Genomic DNA, 20484 nt, shown 5'->3' on the forward strand with positions numbered 1-20484 from the left:
AAGCGCCCGCGAAGACCCTCGGTCACACGGTTCGTCCTCGCGAGTGAGGCGGCCGTCGAAAGCGCCTCTGTATATCGGCTTGTCGATGTGTGGCGGCGCCACCATCTCTACAGGCCAGTCGCCCGCACCTATCCCGGTGTGCGGGAGTTTGACTGTGCGTTTATCTCCGTGGACGACTAAGTCTGGTATGTTATGGCACAACAAGAAGTGAGCGAGACGCTATTCGTCGACCGGTACACGCTCGGGCTCGTCGGGCCCGACCAGGAGTGGGCGGGAACGGTCGCCGACGGGGGAACGATCGAGACGTACACGCCACCGGCGTGCTGGGGGCCGATGATCACCCCGGAGTTTCGTGGCGGCCACGAGGTCACGCGGCCGATCCGGGTCGAGAACGCCGAGGTTGGGGACGCGGTGGCGCTGAAGATCAGGGAGGTAGAGGTGACGAGCATGGCGACGAGCACGGGGTCGATGCGCGAGCGAGAGGGTGCGTTCGGCGACGATCCGTTCGTCGACCACCGGTGTCCGGAGTGTGGCACCGAGTGGCCCGCGTCGGTCGTCGACGGCGTTGGTGAGGACGCGATCCGGTGTGCTGAGTGCGGGGCGAACGCCTCCGCGTTCGGTTTCGAGTACGGCTTCACAGTCGCCTTCGACGAGGACCACACCGTCGGGATCACGATGGACGACGAGCGAGCGACCGAACTCGCCGAGGACGCCGAGACGCTCATGGACATCCCAGAGAACGCCCGTCAGCACCCCATTTTGCTCTACGCGCCGTCGGAGATGCCAGGCACCCTGGGTCGGCTCCGCCCCTTCGTCGGGAACGTCGGCACGACGCCGTCCATCGAACTCCCAGACTCGCACAACGCCGGCGACTTCGGTCAGTTCCTGATCGGCGCCGATCACGAGTGGGGCTTAGAAAGCGAAGCGGAACTCGAGGCCCGCACCGACGGCCACATGGACATCTCCGAGGTTCGGGCGGGCGCGACGCTACTCTGTCCGGTGAAAATCGACGGGGCCGGCGTTTACGTCGGCGACCTTCACGCGAATCAGGGCGACGGCGAACTTTCCTTGCACACGACCGACGTCAGCGGCATCGTTCGGATGGACGTCGAGGTGATCGAGGGCCTCGAACTCGACGGCCCGATTCTCCTGCCCAACGAGGAGGACCTGCCGTTCATCTCGAAACCCTACACAGACGAGGAACGCGAGACGGGACGGGAACTCGCCGACTCTCACGGGGTCGCCATCGAGGAGGATATGGGGCCGATTCAGGTGATCGGATCCGGCGCCACGATCAACGACGCGACCCAGAACGCGTTCGACCGTGCGAGCGACCTGCTCGGGATGGGCGAGGGAGAAGTCCGCGCGCGGTGTACGTTCACCGGCGGGGTGCAGGTCGGCCGCCTGCCGGGCGTCGTCCAGCTGGACGTTCTCGCGCCGATGGACGTGCTCGAAGACCGCGCCATTGCACATCTCGTGGCCGAGCAGTACGGCCTGTAGTGGACGCCATCGCTTTCACGGAGTTCGGCCTCGCCCGTCTCGAACGGTGCGATACCTTCTATTCGCTCTCTTCTGAGCCCTGCATCCGAGAGAGCGTCCAGTAGAGAACGACGAACATGACGACGAAGACGGTCGCGCCCTGGAGGAATTTGGTTCGACGCGACTTTCCGTCGGTCGCCTCTCCGTCTTCATCCGCAGATTCGACGCGTTCCTCGCCAGAACTACCAGTTAGTGGAAGTTTCATGAGCGGATGGAGGTACGTCGCTGTCGCTGGTAAATCGCCGTGATCGTTCTCCGCACGCGAGAACGACTCTGGTCGCCGGCGTTCGTGTCGGTCGACCGGTCACGCCACCACACGAGGTGTCGGGAGCGACGACTAAGGGTCGTCGCGACGTACGAACCATCATGCGCCCCTCACAGCGACTGTTATTTTCCCTCGCGCTGGTCGGCTGGGCTGGCGCGATCCGCGCACACGTCGCCGGCGGACTGACCAGCGACGAGGCGGCTCGAATCCGCTGGACGCTCGCGCGAAATCGGTGGCTCTTGCTGTCGAGTATATCGATGAACGCCTTCGTCTTCCGGGCGATCTATCGGTACGTGAACGCCCACCGTCGGCGGTAGAACGGCGTTCAATTGTCGGCCGGGCCATCTCGACGCTTTTTGGAGGATCTAGCCCAGCCGTCTCGTCACGAAGAGCCCGATCGAGAGCGCCAGCACGGCGACCAGAACGCCGAATCCGGGCATCCCGTCGTCGGATTCGTATTCGGTGTCGTCGCTATCGCCGCCCACGACGACCGAGTCGGCGTCTTCGTTGGCATCGTCCGTATCGTCCGAATCGTCCGCGCCGCCTGTATCGTCTGAACGGTCCTCGGAGCCGTTCTCATCACCGTCGCCTTCGTCTTCGGGCGGATCGAGCTGTAGCACGACGACGGCCTGGCCGTGCGAGGCGTTCTCCTCGTAGGTCCAGCCGCCGCCGGCCTCCTCGTAGGAGACGGCGTCCCCGATCGGATCGACGTCGGTGTCCCAGGCGGCGTGGGCCTGCTGGATGTAGCCGACGACGTCGACGTGATCTGCGTACTCGCCGTCGATCTCGACCTCGCCGTAGGAGACGCTGTCGGTCTCAGAGAGACCGTGCCACTCCATGCAGTGGCTATCGAGGTAGCCGTCTCCCTGGGGGATATCGTCCGAGGTGCCGAACTGATCGCTGTCGAGCGGCCGGTCGTAGTGTTCTGTCAACGAGTACTCGACGACGAACGGATCGGCCCGCGTGTGCCACTCGATCGACGAGCCGGTCGGGACCGTGACGCTCGTCCCCGGGATCGACTCGCCGGTGATCGGCTCGCCGGCCTCGTTCACCATGGTCACGCACAGTTTTCCGGAGCCGTCGCCCAGGTACGGGTTTCGGTACTCGTCGCGCGGATTGACGTAGCTGATCCACTCGCCGTCGGGATCTTCGGCCTCGAAGTACGGATCGCCGGGTTCGGGGACGGGCATCTCCGCGGCCGCCTCCGAAACGTTATCGGTCGTGTGATTGTCTACGGCCATCGTGAGTTCGCCGGTCGGCGCCGCGGTGGCCTCGATCCGGTCGCCACCGGACGAAACCTGATCCCCGGTCGAGCTCGTTGACGCGTTCGCCGCGAGAGCGACCCCGCTCGCGAGGAGCGCTCCGACGATGGCAATACCCAGGACGAGCTGTACGCGATGCCGAAACGTATCGGATCTCGATGTCATGAAATGGTGACCTATCCGAAGTCATCAACGTCGTCGATTTGGACATGTGCCGCGTACCGGCCGGTACGGAATCGCTACTCGCGGGCATCGGTGTGGTAGGGCCGGAGAAACCCGTCGATCGACGGCTACTCGAGGTAGCCGAGGTCCGCCAGCCGCCGCTCGACGCGGTCGTTCGCGGTCGATTCGTCGCGATCGCTCTCGAATCGCGGGTAGGCGGTGGTTGCGATGGGGTGGACGCAGGGCAGGACGGTGCCGTCCATCCGCTCGTCGGCCGGGATCCCGAGCGTGGCGAGGACCGTCGGCGCGACGTCGGTGAGGTGGGCGGCGCCGACGCCCTCTCGCACGTCGACGCGTTCTCCCGAGACGGCGACTACGCCCTGTGATTTGTGGTTCCACGGCTCGGTCGGCTCGCCGAACTGCTCGGCCCGGAGCGTCGCCGAGAGGAAGTGGTCGTACTCGGCGGGAACGGTGACGATGTCGACCGCGCAGTCGCTCTCCGGTCCGTGGAAGTACGCCTCACGGGGCGCGACGGTTTCGAACACGGGATCGCCGTCGGGCGTGGTGAGCGCCCGGAGTTCGTTCATCAGCGAGATCCGGACGTCGTCGTACGCCGAGGGTGGGACCACGCCGTTCGGCTCGCGCCCCTGGAGGTTGAGCCGAACGCCGAGTTCGATCCGGGAGCGCACGTAGGCGGCCGAGGCGGGGAAATCGACCTGCTCGGTCCCCGCGCTGACGAGCGAGTCCGGGACGCGCCTGGCCACCGGCTCGGCGAGTCCGACCCGGTCGAGCGCCGCGCCGATGCGCTGGCTCGTCAGTCCGACCGAGGCGAGCGCGGCCATCGACCGCTCTAGCGCGCCGGGTGAGCTCGAATCGGTCCCGTCGTCGCGTCCGTCCTTCAACCCGTCCTCGCGGGCCTGGGACCAGGTGGGCATGCCGCGACCGCCGCGAACCGTCTCGACGAGCCCTTTCTCGCGGAGGAACGAGTTGACGCGAAACTCGTAGCCGTCGTACGGCCCCATGCCGTGGTCGCTCGCGACGACGATCGTCTCCGGATCGCAGGCGTCGATGACGTCGGCGACCTGCCGGTCCACCTCGCGGTAGATCGCGTTCACGACGTCGTCGGCACCCGGTCGCTCGTGAAAGACGGTGTCGGTCACCTGGAACTGGAGAAAGCCGAAATCGGGGTCGAACCGGTCGGACAGGTACCGGAACGCCTCGCCGCGGAATTCGACGCACTCGCGGTAGTCGTCGGCCGAATCGCCCGCGGGGTAGACGCGGTAGTCGCCGATCTCCGCCCGGACCTCATCTAGCAACCCCGACGGGTGACACTCGGGATTCTCCGGGGCGGTGTAGCCGGGGATCAACGCCCCGTCGAATTCCCGCGGCGGGTGGGTGACCGGCGCGTTCACGACGACGCTTCGCTTGCCGTGGCGGGAGAGCAACTCCCAGAGCGTCCGCTCTTTGACGTCCGTCGCGTTGACCACGTCCCAGTCGTAGCCTTCGAACGAGAGGAAGCTGAACACGCCGTGCTTGCCGGGATTCATCCCGGTGTACATCGACGGCCACGCGCTCGCGGTCCACGGCGGCACCTGCGACTCCAGCGGCCCGCTCGCGCCGCGCCCGAAGATGGACGCGAGCGTCGGCAGTTCGTCGGCGGCGAACAGCGGATCGAGCACGCGCTCGCAAGCGGCGTCGATCCCCACGAGCAGCGTCTCCAGCCCGGTATCTCCTGTCATTAGTACTCTGCGGGCGCGGACAGTCCTTGGTTATGAAAGGACTTCTGGCGGAGTATTCACCGACTATGTGCGATCGATTCCACCGCGAGCCAAAAAAGTCGGACCGCGCCACGTTCGTCTTCGAGGAGTACACTCATCGGAGCGGACATAGCCCAACTCCGCGAGAGCAGAAACCACTCGCACGAACACACTCCTGGCGGTTGCGACGGTGCGGTAGCGGAGCGGTCGCTTCGATGTGTTGTCCCGGCGGAGCGGACACAGCTCACTTCCGTGAAAGCAGACACCATTCGCACGAACACGCTCCTGGCGGTTGCGACGGTGCGGTAGCGGAGCGGTCGCTTCGATGTGTTGTCCCGGCGGAGCGGGCGTAGCCCGCGGAGACGGCCTTTTTTCATCGAAGTTTTTCAAGGAGTGGTTCGCCTTCGGCGAACCCGACGCAGAAAAAGTTCGTTGGTGTTACTTAACGGTGTTGTACAGGTGTGCGAGCGTCTGCATCCCCCACGAGCCGCGCTCGATCGCGTAGTACTCGGCGAGGTCGGGGTTGAACTTCGACTTGTAGCGGTTGATGCGCTGGTTGTCCGCGCCGACGAGGTCGTACGTCGAGAGACCGCGTTCGTGGGCGTCGCGCATGATCGTCCAGTCGAGCAGGTCGTTTACGGGGACGTCGACGTCGCGGTCGGTCCGGACGCCGCCCATCCACCGGCCGATGGTGTCGCCGAACTCGATGGCGAGGATGCCGCCGACGAACTCGCCGTCGACGCGACAGACGTAGGGACGGACGTACCCGCCCTCGATCCGGTCGTAGAGGTCGACGACGAAGTCGGCGGGCACGTCGAACGAGACGTTCTGGGCGGCGTAGCGGGCGGCGACCTGCTCGACGATAGCGTCGATGGCGTCGCGATCGCCCTCGTCGATCTCGTAGGCGTCTTCGGGCGTGTTCGTCACGTTCCGCCGGGCGTCGCTGCTGAATCGTGAGAGCAGCGTCTCCGGCTCGGGCGTGACGTCGACGTGGTAGGTGTATTCGGGCGTGACGTCGTAGCCGGACCAGGTGAACGACCGGGCGTCGGCGAAGCCGGTCGCGGTCCGAACGTGGACGTACTTCGGCGAGAGTTCGTCGTCGATCCACTCGAAACAGCCCTCGGCGAATCGTTCGCGTCGCTTCTCGCGCTTTCGCTGCTTCAACTTCTCGAGGTTGCAGTAGGCCGGGCCGAGCGACGGTACGCGAAGGTGTGGCGGCGGCGAGAACGCCGTCGTGATCGGTCCCTTCCGCAGCGAGAAGACCGGAAAGAGGCCGACGGGTTCCTGACCCTTGTATCCGATCAACGGGTGGAGTCGCGCGCCAGCGTGTTCGGCGAGGACGCAGAGCGCTTCGTACTCGTGAAAGAGCGTTCCCTGGGGCGACCGGCCGACGATTCGATTCCACCGATCGAGGTCGTCGTCGGTCGCGACGCGGACGCTCACCATGGTCGGCTGCGGTTCGACGGGCGGTCGGTTCGGGTCGGTCGTGCGGTCATACGTCAGCGTTCGTGGGAAATACGCTTTGTAATCGCGCCCTTTCCACCGCGACCGGCAGAGTGAGCCAGGCCCCGGCGGGCCTCGACGTTCGAGTCACTTCCACGGTAGGCAGCGACTTCTCGGCGTCTACCGGCAATCGTTCGGCGCTCTCGGGCGGAGACGCGACCCTTGCCCCGTCGATTTCGTCTGAATCGATGACGGTCCCGATTCGCCGAGCGATCGGTATTCGAGTATTAACAAACCGCGTACCCGTAATTGACCCGGCCGACGAATGAAGTGGTTGTTTCCCCGTTCGGACGCGACGGCGTACGAAGCCGCCGAGTCGCGACGGTCGCTCGTCCCGGCAGATCTGGCGCTCGTCGTCGCCTTCGTCGCCGTCGCCCTCGCCGTCTTGCTCGTCTGGAATCCCGCGTCGGCACCGATCAGGGGGCTGGTCGGCCTGCCGCTGTTGTTTCTGGCGCCCGGGTACGCCCTCGTCTCGGTCCTGTTCCCGCGCAGCGCTGACGCGGTCGCGCGCGACGAACGCTGGTCGCGTGGCGATTCGACTCGCCTCCGGTCGACGGTGATGGCGCCATCTCGTCACCTCGGCGGGTCGAACGCGAGTCGGCACGCGCGGGGGCTCACTGACGCGGAGCGCCTCGCCCTCTCGTTCGGGGCGAGCCTGGCCGTCCTGCCGTTTTTCGGTCTCCTGATCGCGACCGTCTACGGCTTTTCGCCGGTGACGGTCATCGTGACCGTCTCCGCGTTCGTCCTGGGGTGTTCGCTTCTCGCGTTCGTTCGACGCCTGCGAGTCGCCCCGGGCGACCGGTACCGTCTCGATCCGGGATCCCGATTCGAGGCGGTCCGATCGGCAGTCTCGCCACACCGGTCGTTCGCGCTGGCCGTGGTGAACGTCGTCCTGGCGGTGAGCGTCCTCCTCGCGCTCGGAACGGCCGGGTACGCCCTTCTCGCGCCCCAGAGCGGTGAAGCCTACACCGGGGTGCAGCTGCTCACCGAGGACGATTCGGGCGAGTACGTCGCGGCGGGCTATCCTGACGCGATCGAACCCGGCGAGTCGGTCCCGCTCACGGTCGCCGTCGAGAACCAGGAGGGTACCTCGATGACGTACACGCTCGTCGTCCAGCAACAGCACGTCGTCGACGGGTCGATCGTCGATCGAACGGAGGTGGATCGCCTTCAGTACGATCTCGCGGACGGTGAGACCGGATACGGCGACCGGACGATCACGCCGACCGTCGAGGACGGCCAGGTTCGTCTCGTCTTCATGCTCTTTCCCGACGGCAACGTCCCCGAGGAGCCGACGACCAGTGACGCCTACCGCTACACGCACCTCTGGATCGACGTCGGAGACGGCGCGTGAGCCGAGTAGGCGGTCATTACGGGCCAGGATATCGCGTTCGGTCGACTCTGTTGACGGTTTGGGGGCTGTGACGGTTCTCCCTGTGCGAGTGAAATTGACTCCAACCGCTTTCGTAATCCAACGTAGAACCACCGTACCTCGGAGACAGTTCCAGCATAACAAATCTCCGAAAGGCTGTCGATTCGCTGGCACGGCATGAATCTCAACAGTCGAACGGTCGGTGTCGTCGGGGGGACGGTCCTCCTCGTCGTTGCGGTCGCCGCGATCCTGGCGATGGCCGCATCCGGCGGTGTCTCCGCGAACGAGACCGACGGCCTGTCCCTCTACGAATACAACGATGACGACGACCGGTACGTCGCCGTCCAGGGCGATCGATGCATCCCCATCGAACCGCTCGGTGACGGCCACCGAACCGCAGAAGAGTACTACGACTATCGCAACCCGAACACCTCTCCCCCGGCGTACGACTACAGCTCACACGGAACGACGCACCTGCAGGAGGACGACACGAGCCTGCTGTTCCTCCACGAGGGGAGCGACGGCCTCAGTATCGTGTTCGTTCACGACCGCCTCGAGGGTGACACCGAAGGCGGTGCGGCGACGCTCGTATTCACCGGGCTGCCCGCCGAGGGTGAGTGGGTCGTCGAGGACGACAACTACGACGGCGCCGATTCGGAGTGGGACCACCGCGACACCTCCAGTCGCATCACCTCCGTCTGGACCGAAGGACGAACCGACGGCGGTGCGTTCAACGGCGGACTCGACGGGGAGTTCGCCGTCGAAGTCACACCGGCGTTCAACGAAATGGCCGACTTCCGCCTCTACGACGGTGAGGTGACCGAGTGGCAGCTGCTTTCGGGCACCGATCACGATCCGGAACGGACGACACTCGACATGACCGAACCGGTTCAGCTCAGGACGGGCGGCTGTGCGATGGTCTCGGACGTGTCCGTCAACGAGACGGCGACCGTCGGCGAGTCAGTCGACGTCGAGGCGACGATCACGAACGCCGGCGAACGCGAAGAGACGGTCACCGTCCCCATCGCCATCGACGGCGAGGTCGTCGCAGAGGAGGACGTGACTATCGCAGCGAACTCCACGGAAGCGCTCTCGACGACCGTTTCGCTGGAGAACGAAGGCGAACAGTCACTCTCCGTCGGTGGCGTCTCCGCTCCCATCGACGTCGAAGGTGACGACAGCGACGAACTGCCCGGCTTCGGCGTCGCGGTGGCACTCGTCGCGATCCTGGCTGCACTCGCCGTCGCGAGACTGCGAGGGTAGCCGAGTCCACGAGTCGAATCGCTTTTTCGGGTGACGGTGCGCGACGCCCGCTAGCGCCCCGTCCGTACGGTCTCCACCGAACAGTACGATCGCCGACGAGGCCGGTCGCGTGACGTGTTCGTCGGATCCGTCGACTAGGTGGACCGAGCTGTCGACCGGTCCGTCCGTTCTGTGGAGAACTGTCCACCGTCGGTCCTGCCGGCGAGTTCCGTTTCGATACGCTGAGTAACGTGGTTCTAACAAAGCAACCGGTTCTGATAGGTGTCTTCGAGCATGGACGTAGTAGAAATCAGTCTCGACGATTGGCGCGAGGCGCTCCCCTCGCGCGGCTACGAACTCTTTCACGAACCGGCGGCTCTCTCGGTCCTGGAAAATCACGTCCCCGGCGAGCTCCGACTCTTCGGCGCGTACAAGGGCGAGCATCCGGTCGGATTGCTCCCGGTGTTCGTCACCGAGCGACCGGTGGGGACGACGGTCGTCTCGCCGCCGACGACGATGGGCGTTCCCCGCCTCGGCCCGCTCATCAATCCGAACAGCCCGAAGCGGAGCAAGCACGAGCGGATCAACCGGACGCTCGCTGAGGGCGTGACGGACGCACTCGGGACCGACGGTCGGACGACGCTCTTTCGGATGGTCTGTCCGCTGGATTTCACCGACCCCCGACCGTACGAGTGGCAGGACTTCGCCGTCTCGCCGCGGTTTACCTACGTGGTCGACGTCGACGAACCCGATCTCGACGGCGTGCTCTCCGGGTTCAGCCGAAGTCTCAGAAACGAGATGCGTCGGCTGGACGATACCGAGGTCGAGATCACGACCGAAGGGATCGATTCCGCGCTCCGGGTATACGACGACGTCGAAGCGCAGTACGACGCCCACGACGACGTCGCACCCATGTCCCGTGCGTTCGTCTCGGATCTGCTCGCCGAACTCGACGAGGACGCCTGGCGCGTCTACGTCGCGCGTGATGCGGACGGCGAGTACCTGAGCGGCATCGTCACCCTGTTCGCGCCCGATCTGGCGTACTTCTGGATCGGTGGCGTCGTCGCGACGTTCGAGGGCGTCAGCGTCAACAACCTGCTCCACCGTGCGATTCTCGACGACCTGGTGAACGACCCCGCACTCGACTCGATCGAGGGATACGACCTCGTCGGGGCCAACACCGAGCGCCTCTGTGAGTACAAGGCGAAGTTCAACGGTCGATTGCGACCGTACTACGTGATCGAGTCGCCCGGCGTCGAGATGCAGGTCGCGAAGTACACCTACCGGAAGGTCGGTGGTGTGCTTGGTAACGGGTGAGGTAGTTCTCGACAATCGTCTCGACTCGACCGATCTACCGAACGGATGGGGTCATCTTCTGATTCGACTCGACCGATCTACCGTTCGGAGAGCCGTCACCGGATCCGACTCTATCGAATCCGCGTTCGAACGGTTCTCCGATTCGTCGGCGACTCGGTCCTCGTCCATCCGATCGGCGTGCGGTCTCGTCCGGACCGATCGCTCGTCTGCGACCGATCGGTAGACGGCCTCCAGATCCGCCGCCATCCGCTCGGCGTCGATTTCGGTCGCTTGCGCCCGACCGTTCGATCGTTCGCCGCGCTCGACGATCGTCTGGACGGCCTGGCGGAGGGCGCCGTCGGTTTCGCAGACGGCCGACGGGACGACCCCGTCGATCCGCTCGCGAACGTCGCCGACGTCGGTCGAGACGACCGGCAGGTTACACGCGAGCGCCTCCTTGACGACGTTCGGCGATCCTTCCCGCCGGGAGGTCAGAAGCAGGCAGTCGGCCGCGTTCATGTACGTCGACATGCGCTCGTGGGGAACCCCTTCGGCGGTCTGGAGCGTGACGGGCGTCGCACACGCGTCGTCGACGGCCTCGACGATGCGCGCCGCTCGCTCGTAGTGTTTGACCGTCCGATCCGGTTTGTACGGAAAGAGGACGTGTCGAGCGTCGGGATCCCAGTCGAGTTCTGCCACGGCCGAAGATCGGGGCTGCGGGCGAAAGACGTCCAGGTCGACGCCGTGTGGTATCACGTGTGCGGGTCGACCGAGGCTGTGGCGCATCCGCTCTGACATCACGATCGTCGCCTCGCAAAAGCGCGCCGCGTGCCGGCTGATCCAGCCAAGCTCGCCGTCGAGGTCGGAGCCCCAGAGCGAGCAGACGACCGGTAGGCGCGGCTGTGCGAGCGCGAACGGAACTGTGAGCCCGTAGTTCGCGTGTACCAGGTCGTACGATCCGAACGACTCGCGAAGGACCGCCGGGTGAAAGCGCAGGTAGTCGACGACCGACCGAGACGTGTTCGGACCGACCGATCCGGGAACCGTCACCGTCGTACACTCGATACCCCGCGCTTCGAGCGCCCGAACCTGGAGTTCGAACGGTGGCGAGTCGTCCTGCGGCGCGAGCTGGAGAATACGCATTCGATCGGGCTGACATTCGCGGAATCCGGGTTTTGTTATGGTGCGATTGGGCGAGCGGTCCGACCGGGTCCACCAGCTGAAATCGAACAGCTCCGACCGGTCGCTCCGAGAATCGCGTGATCGGTGAGAAACTCGTCCGTAACTAACCCCGAGCGAACAGTCACCTCGGTCACACACTCACATGATGTCACACGAATCGAATCGAATCTTCCGTCTCGGCGTGCTCTGTGCGCTGTTCGCCTGCGTCGCGATCGTCCTCGTCGCGTCGGTCGTCGTCGCCTCGGCCGGCTCGTCGTCGGCGAACACCAGCGTCGAACCGGTGGAATCAGACGCATACGCCGTCGTGCAGGGCGACCGGTGTCTCCCGATCGAACCGCTCGGCGACGGCCATCAGACCGTCTCCGAGTTCTACGACTACCGAAATCCGGCGACCGACCCCGAGTCTTACACCTACAGCTCGTACGGAACGACCCAGCTCCAGGAGGATGACACGAGCCTGCTCTTCCTCCACGAGGGGAGCGACGGGCTCAGCCTCGTCCTGCTTCACGACCGCCTCGACGGCGACACCAACGGCGGCGCGGTGACGATGCAGATCGACGACCTGCCCGCCGAGGGCGAGTGGGTCGTGGAGGACGACGACTACGAGGGCCGAGACGACGAGTTCGATCACGCGGAGACGTCGAGCCGGATCACCTGGGTCTGGTCGGCGGGCCGCACCGACGGCGCCGCGTTCAACGGCGGCCTCGACGACTCCTTCGAGATCGACATCACCCCCGCGTTCAACGAAATGGCCGACTTCCGGTACGACACCGGCGGCTACGATGGCCAGATCACCGACTGGCAGGTTCTCACCGGCGACGATCACGACCCGGAGCGAGTGTCGCTCGCGCTCGACGAGTCGGTGACCGTTCGCTCGGCCGGCTGCACCGGCGTAACCGACCTCGACGTCGCCGAGTCGACGACCGTCGACGGCGACGTCACGATCAACGCGACCGTGACGAACGACGGCGAGCGCGAGGAGACGGTGACGGTTCCGTTCACGGTAGACGGAACGGTCGTCGACGAGCAGGAACTGACCCTCGGTGCGGGCGAGTCGACGACGGTGACGACGACGGTGTCGGCCGACGAGGTCGGGACGCTTGCGATCGCGGCGGGCGAGGTCGAGGCGACCGTCGAGGTCGTCGAGGCGGAGGACGAACTGCCCGGGTTCGGCCCGATCGTCGCGCTGGTGGCCGCACTGAGCGTCGTTGCCTACCTGGGGCGTCGGTAGGTCGAGCGGTGGCATAGATCAGGACGATCTCGACCGATTGACCCGCTCGCGCTGCAGTTTTAGGCGAGCGATAGGGTGGGTAGTTCACACCGCCTACGACTCGGTACGCATCCCTTGTTCCTCGACATGGATTCTAGAACGAAATGGGTGTCTCTCGATCGTCTGTTATCGATGACCGATGGCGAGACGATTCGCGTCGGACTCGTAACCGACCCGCACTGTTACGAGTGGCAGGTCAGAGCCGTCGAGCGGCTCGTCCGTGACCATCGCGTCGAAATCTCGATGGTGGTCTACGACGACAGCGACGGCCGATCGAGCGAGCCGTCCGCCGCGGGCGGTCCGCTCGGATTTCTCGGCCGACTCGTCGAGACGCTGCGACGCGAACGAGCCTGGACGCTTCTCGTTGCCGATCGAACGCTCTCGAGAACCGTCGGCGGCGATCGTCCGCTGTGGCGCTATCGGTCCGTCGACTCGATCGATTCGATCGTCGACGCGACCGTCGTCCCGTGTGAGCCCCGCGTCGACGGCTGCTGGTACGAACTGCCGGACGACGCCGTCGCCCAGCTGGCCGCGCGCTGTGACGTTCTCGTTCGATTCGGATTCGGATTACTCCGCGGAGACGTACTCACGGCACCCGAACACGGCGTACTTAGCTTTCATCCGGCGGACATCCGACGCTACCGGGGGCTCGGTCCGCCGGCGATCTTTTTCGACGGTCGCGCCCGCGCTGGCTCGACGTTGCAGCGTCTCGACGAATCCATCGACGGGGGTGAGATCGTCGCCTACGACGAGGTATCGCTCGACGACTGTTACACCCTCTGGGACGTCTACGACCGCCTGGCGACGGTGCAGATCGACCTCTTGGCCGAGGGCGTCGCCAACGTGGCCGATCCCGCCTTCGAACCCGAGTCCGTCCCCGACGACGAACTCGGCGAGTACCACTCGCTCTCTCGCCGGCGTTCGCTCTCGTTTTCGGGTCGCCTCATCGCGAAGAACCTCGCCGGACGCATCCGTCGACGGTTCGACCGACATCGCGGTCCGTTCGTCGGCGGCGATGACGTCGTCGACGATCCTTCGGAGCCGGCCGTCGAGCCCGGTTCGCCAGTCCAACGTGAGTAACGTCGGTCTCGGCGTCGCGGTCACCGGTTCGGTTTCGATCACCCGACCGGCCGCTCGCACCCGTCCCGCACATTCATTGTCGAGTGAACGTATCGTCTGGCATGAGTCTCCTCGGGGCGCTGGTCACGTTCGTCACGTTTCCCGGCGTGGTCGCTCACGAACTGGCCCACGAGAAGACGTGCGACTGGTCCGGGGTTCCGGTCTTCGAAGTGTGTTACTTCCGGTTCGGGAACCCGGCCGGATACGTCGTCCACGCTGAGCCGGCGAAATACCGCCACGCGGTGGCGATCAGCCTCGCGCCGTTCGCCTTCAACTCGATCCTCGCCGTCTCCGCGTTCGCCGGGCTGGCGCTGTTGCTCCCTGAGGGTAGCTCTCTGTCCCAGATCGGATACGTCGAGGTCATCGTGTGCTGGCTCGGGCTGAGCTTCGGGATGCACGCGTTTCCGAGTTCTGGAGATGCCTCGGCGCTCTGGGGCCAGACGAAGTCGCGCTGGCGTCGCTCGCCGAGCGCGTTGCTCGGCGTCCCGGTGATCGCGCTGATCTACGTGGTGAACGTTCTGAGCGCGCTCTGGCTGGATCTATTCTACGCGATCGCGCTGTTACTGCTCGTGCTGGAACTGTTCTCGATGGGCGTCGTCTGAGGCGGTGACGCCGAAACCGTCGGCCGGTTGCTGAACATATTTGATCTGACACGAACTCGGAAACGGATCCCTTCCGCGACGAACCCTGGCCGACCGCACCGACTCCGTCGAACGGCGCGGGTGGTTCACGGCCGCCTAACCCGTCTCATTCCGTGAAGATCCCGACAACTCACTTATCCGCGTTGCTGGTTCCCACACGACGATGACGGGTACCGTCACCATCAGCATCGAAGTCGAACTCGGGTGGGGACTCGCACACTGGGGGAAACTGGACAAACTGAGCGAGGACCGGCGCGAGGAGACCCGCTACCTCACGCACCTGCTCGAACGCTGTGACGACCACGACGTTCCGATCACGTTCGACGTCGTTGCTCACCTCTTTCACGACTCGTGCGACGGGCAGCACGACGGTCCGCACGAACACGGCTGGTGGGACGTCGATCCGGGTACCTCCGTCGTCGAGGACCCGGAGTTCTACGCGCCGGACATGATCGAGTCTATCAGGTCCAGCCTGACGGATCACGAACTCTGTACGCACACGTATTCGCACGTCGAGTGCGACGACGTCGACCCCGAGGTCGTCGAGTGGGAACTGGATCGAGCCGACGAGATTCACCGCCGACACGGCGTGGCCGAGAGCGAATCGATCGTCCCTCCGCGACACAGCCCGCCGCCGTCGGCCGTCCTCGCGGACGGCGGCATCGGCGTCAAACGCGTCCCGCACTACCGCGCCGACGGCGAAGAACGCCCGTCGACCCCGGTCGGAAAGCTCTACGAGATCCTCTTCGATCGCCACCCCGCGATCGATCCCAGCGAGACGGACGACGTCGTCGAGACCTACAGCACGGAGTACACGTCGTTCGCCGTTCCGTACCTTCAGACCGGCACGTACGAACCGCACCCAGTCTATCGGACGATTCCTCGTTCGATTCGTCGCCGCCTCCACGCGTGGAACCTCCGTCGCGGCGTCGACGCCGCGGCCGACGGCGATGACGTCCACTTCTGGTGTCACCTCTACGACCTCGCGAACGACGAGCAGTGGCCCCAGATCGACTCGTTTCTCGGCTACCTCGCGAAACGACGCGACGCCGGCGACGTCGAGATTCGGACCATGCGCGAACTTGGTCGGTCGGCAGACACTACTGACGCCAGACCGGTTCCCATTACAATCGACCGGGCGAAGTAGCGACGAGCGAGTCGTCCAACGGCTGGCGGCGACGCCGGACTGACGGTTGACTCGCCCACTCAACGGCGAATTAGGGGGTACTTGCTCGGCCAGATAACGCTACACTCGTTCACCGGTCGGTGAGTCTCGCCCGTTCGGACAGGTAGCCGACCGTTACGTTCATCCACACGCTCCATTACAAGGTGCGTCTCGGCTGACCGTCGGACAACGAATGCCGGGACAGCGTTCGCCGAAAGCGATGGTTCGCGATCGAATACTCCTCGCAGTCGGCTTTTTCGCACTAACGGGGGCGATCGTCGGCGCACACAGGTCGCCAGCGAGCGGGTACGAACTGTCGCTGTATTCGCACACGCCAACCGTCGTCTGGGTGCTTCTTGGACTGGCGATCAGTCTCTCGCTGGCCGTCGCGGTCGCCACTGCCTCGATCTGGACGCGACGGGTTTCGCTCGGTCTCGGGGCCGGATCGACGCTGGCCGTCGTCGGAATGCCGGTCCTCAGAGGATACTGGTTCATCTCCGGTGGTGACGCTCACACCCACCTCGGCTGGGCGCGAGGAATGGCGGCGGCCGACTTTCACCCGGCCGAGCTCCGCTATCCCGGACTTCACACGACGACGATTCTCGTAGAGCGAATCCTCGGCATCGGCCTCGAACAGGCAATGATGCTGGTGATCCTCGCTCTGTGTGGGCTGTTCGTCGTCTTCGTCTCGCTCTCGACCTCGCGCGTCGTCGATTCCCACCGAAGCGTCGCAATCGGGGTGTTCTCGGCGTGTCTGTTTCTCCCAATCACGAATCTGAGCACCTTCACGACGCCGCACCCGATGACCCAGGCGATCCTCGTCTCGTCGTTCGTCGTGTATCTCCTGCTTCGCTACATTCGAACCGAACGGTCGGTCTCGGCGCTAGGGGGATTGCTCGCGCTCTCACTCCTCTCTCTGGTGCTCTATCACCCGCAACTGGCGGCCCACCTCCTCGTCGTGTTCGTTGGAATCTCTCTCGTTCAATTCTACCACCGGCGGGTTCGCCCGTCACACCCGGTTGCGTCACACCGACCGGTCTACGGGCAGACAGTCTTTCTCGGCGGGGCGTTTCTCGTCTGGTCTATGGGACACGACGTGATCCAGAACGTGATCGGCTTTCACCTCACCTCCACCTTCGAGTACTTCGTCGGCGACGGGGGATCGGCCGGAGATTCCGTCGATGCGCAGGGCGACTCGCTGACGGCGATCGGTGGAAGCGTCGCCGAAGTCGGATTGAAGCTCCTGGGTCCGGCGCTCGTCTTTTGCCTTCTCACCGCCGCTGTCGTGGTCTGGCTCTGGCTGGATGTCGGCGACCGATTTCGGCGCGAGACCGACGGGATGATCCACTACTTCGTCGTCGGGCTGATCGGGCTGAGCGGGCTCTTCGGCATCTACTTCTTCGGATCGGCCGGTCAGATGTACTTCCGTGTTCTCGGGCTCATGATGCTGTTTATCACTATCATCGGAGCGGTGGCGATTACCTACGCTGCAGACACCGTCTCCCGGATCACCGGATCGACGGCGGTCCACGGTGCTCTCGGCGTCGGGTTCGCGATCCTTCTCGTAGTGTCGTTGCTCGCGCTCTATCCGTCGCCGTACGTTTACAATCCCTCGACGCACGTAACCGAGGGATCGATGTCCGGTCACGAACTCGCCCTGGAGTCGACGCCCGCGGATGCGACGTTCGTCGGCATTCGAGCCGGGCCGAATCGATTCGCAGACGCGACGGACCCGCAACTCGACCGGACGAAACGACACGGCGCGATCACCGGAGAGGAGATCGACGACGGCATCGCGAGCATCTACGACGAACCTCGCTATCTCAGCGTCACCCGACTGGACTGGGAACGAGAGGTGCGAACGTATCAGGGCTTGCGCTACTCGGACGAGCAGATCGAGTCCATTCCGCGGCAGGTGGGGGTCAACCGAATACAGACGAACGGCGACGTGACGATCTACTACGTCGACGGACAGCAGGCCTGAGATTCGACGGCCGGAGTCTCGAGACCTCGACGATCACTCCACACGGGGGATAGATTTGTGAAACCGAGTGCGGGGGACCGGGCGGGAACGTGTTCAGGGGTGGTCGAGTTCCTCGCCGTCGACGGCGAGCGTGCGGATCTCGGTTTCGCCGTCGTGGTCGTCGATCTCGAGGCTCGTGATCTCGCCGGTGAACTCCCAGACGGTGCGGGCTTCGTCCGAGCCCGACAGCCACCACTCGGCCCAGTCGTCGCCGTAGGCCTCGCCTTCGGTGAGCCAGCGGGCGTGCGCCTCTGCGGGCTGAATGTCCCCCGAAACCTCGATCCGGTAGGCGAACTGGCCGGCGACTTCGAGTCGGTGCGGACCATGGTCTTCTTCGCTCTCGTCCGCGTTTTCGCCTTCGAGGTCGCCGCCGGTCCGTTCGATAAGTTCCTCCTCGCTCACCTCTTCGCCATCGAGTTCGATCCACATGGCGTCGGGTTGGTCGACCGAGACGGCCTGGACGGGGCCGTGAACCTCGTAGGCGTCGCCGTGGCCACCGCCGGAGAGCGAGGCGACGGTCGAGAGACCGTCTTCCTCTTCGACGGTCTCGCGGTGGGCGGCGATGCGCCCGCCGGAGGGACTTTCGTAGGGCGCTTCGGTCGGGACGAGCTCACCCTCGACGGCGAGTTCGTACTCGGCGAGTTCGGCGTCGGGCTCGGTGACGAACGCGACGAGGTTCGCCTCCGGCGGTTCGTCCGGTTCGTCTTCATCGTCGCCGCTGGTCCGCTCGACGAGTTCTTCCTCGCTCACCCGCTCGCCGTTGAGTTCGATCCACATGACGTCGGGTTGGTCGACCGAGACGGCCTGGACGGGGCCGTGAACCTCGTAGGCGTCGCCGTGGCCACCGCCGGAGAGCGAGGCGACGGTCGAGAGACCGTCTTCCTCTTCGACGGTCTCGCGGTGGGCGGCGATGCGCCCGCCGGAGGGACTTTCGTAGGGCGCTTCGGTCGGGACGAGCTCACCCTCGACGGCGAGTTCGTACTCGGCGAGTTCGGCGTCGGGCTCGGTGACGAACGCGACGAGGTTCGCCTCCGGCGGTTCGTCCGGTTCGTCTTCATCGTCGCCGCTGGTCCGCTCGACGAGTTCTTCCTCGCTCACCCGCTCGCCGTTGAGTTCGATCCACATGACGTCGGGTTGGTCGACCGAGACGGCCTGGACGGGGCCGTGAACCTCGTAGGCGTCGCCGTGGCCACCGCCGGAGAGCGAGGCGACGGTCGAGAGACCGTCTTCCTCTTCGACGGTCTCGCGGTGGGCGGCGATGCGGCCGCCGGAGGGGCTCTCGTAGGGTGCTTCGGTCGGGATCAACTCGCCGTCGACGGCGAGTTCGTACTCGGCGAGTTCGGCGTCAGGTTCAGTGACGAACGCGACGAGGTGAGCGTCCTCAGGGAACTCCGGCTCGGGTTCGGGTTCCTCGCCGGCCGCGCGACCGCTGGCCGCTGCCTCGGCGCTCGTCGGGGCGCCGACGTCAGCTGGATCGGTTCGTGGATTGCCGGACGGTGAACCCCTGACATACGACGAACACGAACCGTCGACGGTTCTCGAGACGTTCGCCCGGCAGTTGTCGAGCGTGAGCTGACTGCACGAGAACGTGTTAGACCACGTGCCGCTGCCATTGTTCCACCCGACGTACTCCGGAGCGTAGACGTCGCAATTGATGAACTCGACGCCCGCCGAGAAGTAATCGCGAAACGCACGTGGCGTCCCTTTCTGCTGGGGGCCGTCGAGGACGCTGATACAATTGTTGCAGTACGATCCGTCGGAACCGAGGCGGAAGTTCCACCCGCAGTTTTCGATGTAACTGTCGTAGATGCGAACCGTCCCGCCATCACCCGTCGAGGGGTGGCCGGGTGGCGAGCCAGGATCGGACGCGTAGATGCCGTTGTCGGGCATCTGGGCGATGTAGGCGTTTCGGATCTCGAGATCGCCTGCGTGATCGTTGTGAACGTAAATTCCCGTCGGGTTGCCCCAGCTGTGATAGCCGGGCGACTCGGCGCCGGGCAGGTGGATATTCTCGATGCGGATTTTCCCGCTCGAACTCGGCGCACGAACGGTGAACGGACTCGACGAGGGTTCGTGATCCCACAGCCCTCGGACACCGACGTTTCGGATTGTGGTGTCGTTTCTGTGACAGCGGATGGCGTAGCCCGCCCCGTCGGCCGTGATATCGATTATCTTGTTCTCCCAGGTTTCGCCCGCCGAGAGCCGTTTGGTGTACGTTTCTCCTGGTCCGACTTCGATTACGTCGTAGTCGTCGTTGGAAGCCGCTCCGTTCATCGCGAGCGCCGCGACGCCTGTCGCACTCAACGCGGCCTTCAAATACGTTCGGCGATCGAACAGGGTCGCCGGATATCGTTCGTTGGAGTCCTCATTCATACCACCTGATCGCTAGTTGGTCCGTAGCGTGAACGTTCACGTTCACATGATACATCTATTTATGAGAAGGAACGTGCGCACACGAAAGAGTGACAATATATTTTTGTTGTCTTATTCGAGATAGTGTGGCGTAAACTAACAGCTTCTCCGCCCGCCCGCTCGGTTATTTCTGCCGCCGAATTTGGACCGAAACCGCTGTTTGTCCCCGATCGTGAATAATCCGGGCTGGTGTTTTGAAGACCTGTATTACGCGGTTCGGATGGCTGCTGATTCTGTCCGTTCAGCGCACCATCACCAGCCGATGGTAGTACGC

Annotated in this window: 16 protein-coding genes; 10 read left to right on the plus strand and 6 right to left on the minus strand. The window is 64.8% G+C overall.

Going from position 1 to position 20484, the window contains the following annotated elements; translation table 11 throughout:
* Window positions 1-192: 192 nt before the first annotated feature.
* Window positions 193-1500, plus strand: a complete 1308-nt coding sequence (locus NKH31_RS10925) for an acetamidase/formamidase family protein (RefSeq protein ID WP_254861830.1) — start codon at window positions 193-195, stop codon at window positions 1498-1500.
* A gap of 58 nt (window positions 1501-1558) precedes the next feature.
* Here the strand turns inward: NKH31_RS10925 and NKH31_RS10930 are convergent, their stop codons facing one another.
* The gene (locus NKH31_RS10930) at window positions 1559-1744 is read right to left on the minus strand and encodes a hypothetical protein (RefSeq protein ID WP_254861831.1); all 186 of its coding nucleotides are present in this window, start codon (window positions 1742-1744) and stop codon (window positions 1559-1561) included.
* Window positions 1745-1905: 161 nt separating this feature from the next.
* Between NKH31_RS10930 and NKH31_RS10935 the strand changes: the two genes are divergently transcribed.
* The gene (locus NKH31_RS10935) at window positions 1906-2121 is read left to right on the plus strand and encodes a hypothetical protein (protein ID WP_254861832.1); all 216 of its coding nucleotides are present in this window, start codon (window positions 1906-1908) and stop codon (window positions 2119-2121) included.
* 48 nt (window positions 2122-2169) lie between these two features.
* Here the strand turns inward: NKH31_RS10935 and NKH31_RS10940 are convergent, their stop codons facing one another.
* The 3 genes from NKH31_RS10940 to NKH31_RS10950 form a co-directional block, all read right to left on the minus strand.
* Complete coding sequence (locus tag NKH31_RS10940) at window positions 2170-3231, minus strand: PGF-CTERM sorting domain-containing protein (RefSeq protein WP_254861833.1); 1062 nt, start codon at window positions 3229-3231, stop codon at window positions 2170-2172.
* A 125-nt stretch (window positions 3232-3356) separates the two neighbouring features.
* Entirely contained in the window at window positions 3357-4967 is a 1611-nt protein-coding gene (locus tag NKH31_RS10945; RefSeq protein WP_254861834.1) for an alkaline phosphatase family protein, read from the minus strand.
* 456 nt (window positions 4968-5423) lie between these two features.
* Entirely contained in the window at window positions 5424-6431 is a 1008-nt protein-coding gene (locus NKH31_RS10950) for a lipid II:glycine glycyltransferase FemX (RefSeq protein ID WP_254861835.1), read from the minus strand.
* Window positions 6432-6753: 322 nt separating this feature from the next.
* Between NKH31_RS10950 and NKH31_RS10955 the strand changes: the two genes are divergently transcribed.
* The 3 genes from NKH31_RS10955 (at window position 6754) to NKH31_RS10965 (ending at window position 10419) form a co-directional block, all read left to right on the plus strand.
* On the plus strand, window positions 6754-7842 hold the full coding sequence (locus NKH31_RS10955; RefSeq protein ID WP_254861836.1) for a DUF1616 domain-containing protein: 1089 nt from the start codon (window positions 6754-6756) through the stop codon (window positions 7840-7842).
* 195 nt (window positions 7843-8037) lie between these two features.
* Window positions 8038-9123, plus strand: a complete 1086-nt coding sequence (locus tag NKH31_RS10960; protein WP_254861837.1) for a PGF-CTERM sorting domain-containing protein — start codon at window positions 8038-8040, stop codon at window positions 9121-9123.
* A 273-nt stretch (window positions 9124-9396) separates the two neighbouring features.
* Window positions 9397-10419 (plus strand): GNAT family N-acetyltransferase, encoded by a 1023-nt coding sequence (locus NKH31_RS10965; RefSeq protein WP_254861838.1) that lies wholly within the window; start codon window positions 9397-9399, stop codon window positions 10417-10419.
* Window positions 10420-10470: 51 nt separating this feature from the next.
* On the opposite strand, the gene NKH31_RS10970 is transcribed toward NKH31_RS10965, so the two are convergent.
* Complete coding sequence (locus NKH31_RS10970) at window positions 10471-11541, minus strand: glycosyltransferase (RefSeq protein ID WP_254861839.1); 1071 nt, start codon at window positions 11539-11541, stop codon at window positions 10471-10473.
* Between the two features lie 181 nt (window positions 11542-11722).
* On the opposite strand from NKH31_RS10970, the gene NKH31_RS10975 reads away from it, so the two are divergent.
* From NKH31_RS10975 to NKH31_RS10995, 5 genes are all read left to right on the plus strand, one after another.
* Window positions 11723-12811 (plus strand): CARDB domain-containing protein, encoded by a 1089-nt coding sequence (locus NKH31_RS10975; protein WP_254861840.1) that lies wholly within the window; start codon window positions 11723-11725, stop codon window positions 12809-12811.
* 171 nt (window positions 12812-12982) lie between these two features.
* The gene (locus NKH31_RS10980; protein ID WP_254861841.1) at window positions 12983-13930 is read left to right on the plus strand and encodes a formyltransferase family protein; all 948 of its coding nucleotides are present in this window, start codon (window positions 12983-12985) and stop codon (window positions 13928-13930) included.
* A gap of 101 nt (window positions 13931-14031) precedes the next feature.
* Window positions 14032-14571 carry a metalloprotease family protein gene (locus tag NKH31_RS10985; RefSeq protein WP_254861842.1) on the plus strand — a complete coding sequence of 180 codons (540 nt, stop codon included), beginning with the start codon at window positions 14032-14034 and terminating at the stop codon, window positions 14569-14571.
* Window positions 14572-14773: 202 nt separating this feature from the next.
* Complete coding sequence (locus NKH31_RS10990; RefSeq protein WP_254861843.1) at window positions 14774-15757, plus strand: polysaccharide deacetylase family protein; 984 nt, start codon at window positions 14774-14776, stop codon at window positions 15755-15757.
* Between the two features lie 211 nt (window positions 15758-15968).
* Window positions 15969-17759, plus strand: coding sequence for a hypothetical protein (locus NKH31_RS10995; RefSeq protein WP_254861844.1), 1791 nt, complete (start codon window positions 15969-15971; stop codon window positions 17757-17759).
* Window positions 17760-17852: 93 nt separating this feature from the next.
* Here the strand turns inward: NKH31_RS10995 and NKH31_RS11000 are convergent, their stop codons facing one another.
* Window positions 17853-20171, minus strand: coding sequence for a hypothetical protein (locus tag NKH31_RS11000; RefSeq protein ID WP_254861845.1), 2319 nt, complete (start codon window positions 20169-20171; stop codon window positions 17853-17855).
* Between the last annotated feature and the right edge of the window lie 313 nt (window positions 20172-20484).

This window comes from Halovivax gelatinilyticus (genome assembly GCF_024300625.1).
In the GTDB taxonomy this organism is placed as follows: domain Archaea; phylum Halobacteriota; class Halobacteria; order Halobacteriales; family Natrialbaceae; genus Halovivax; species Halovivax gelatinilyticus.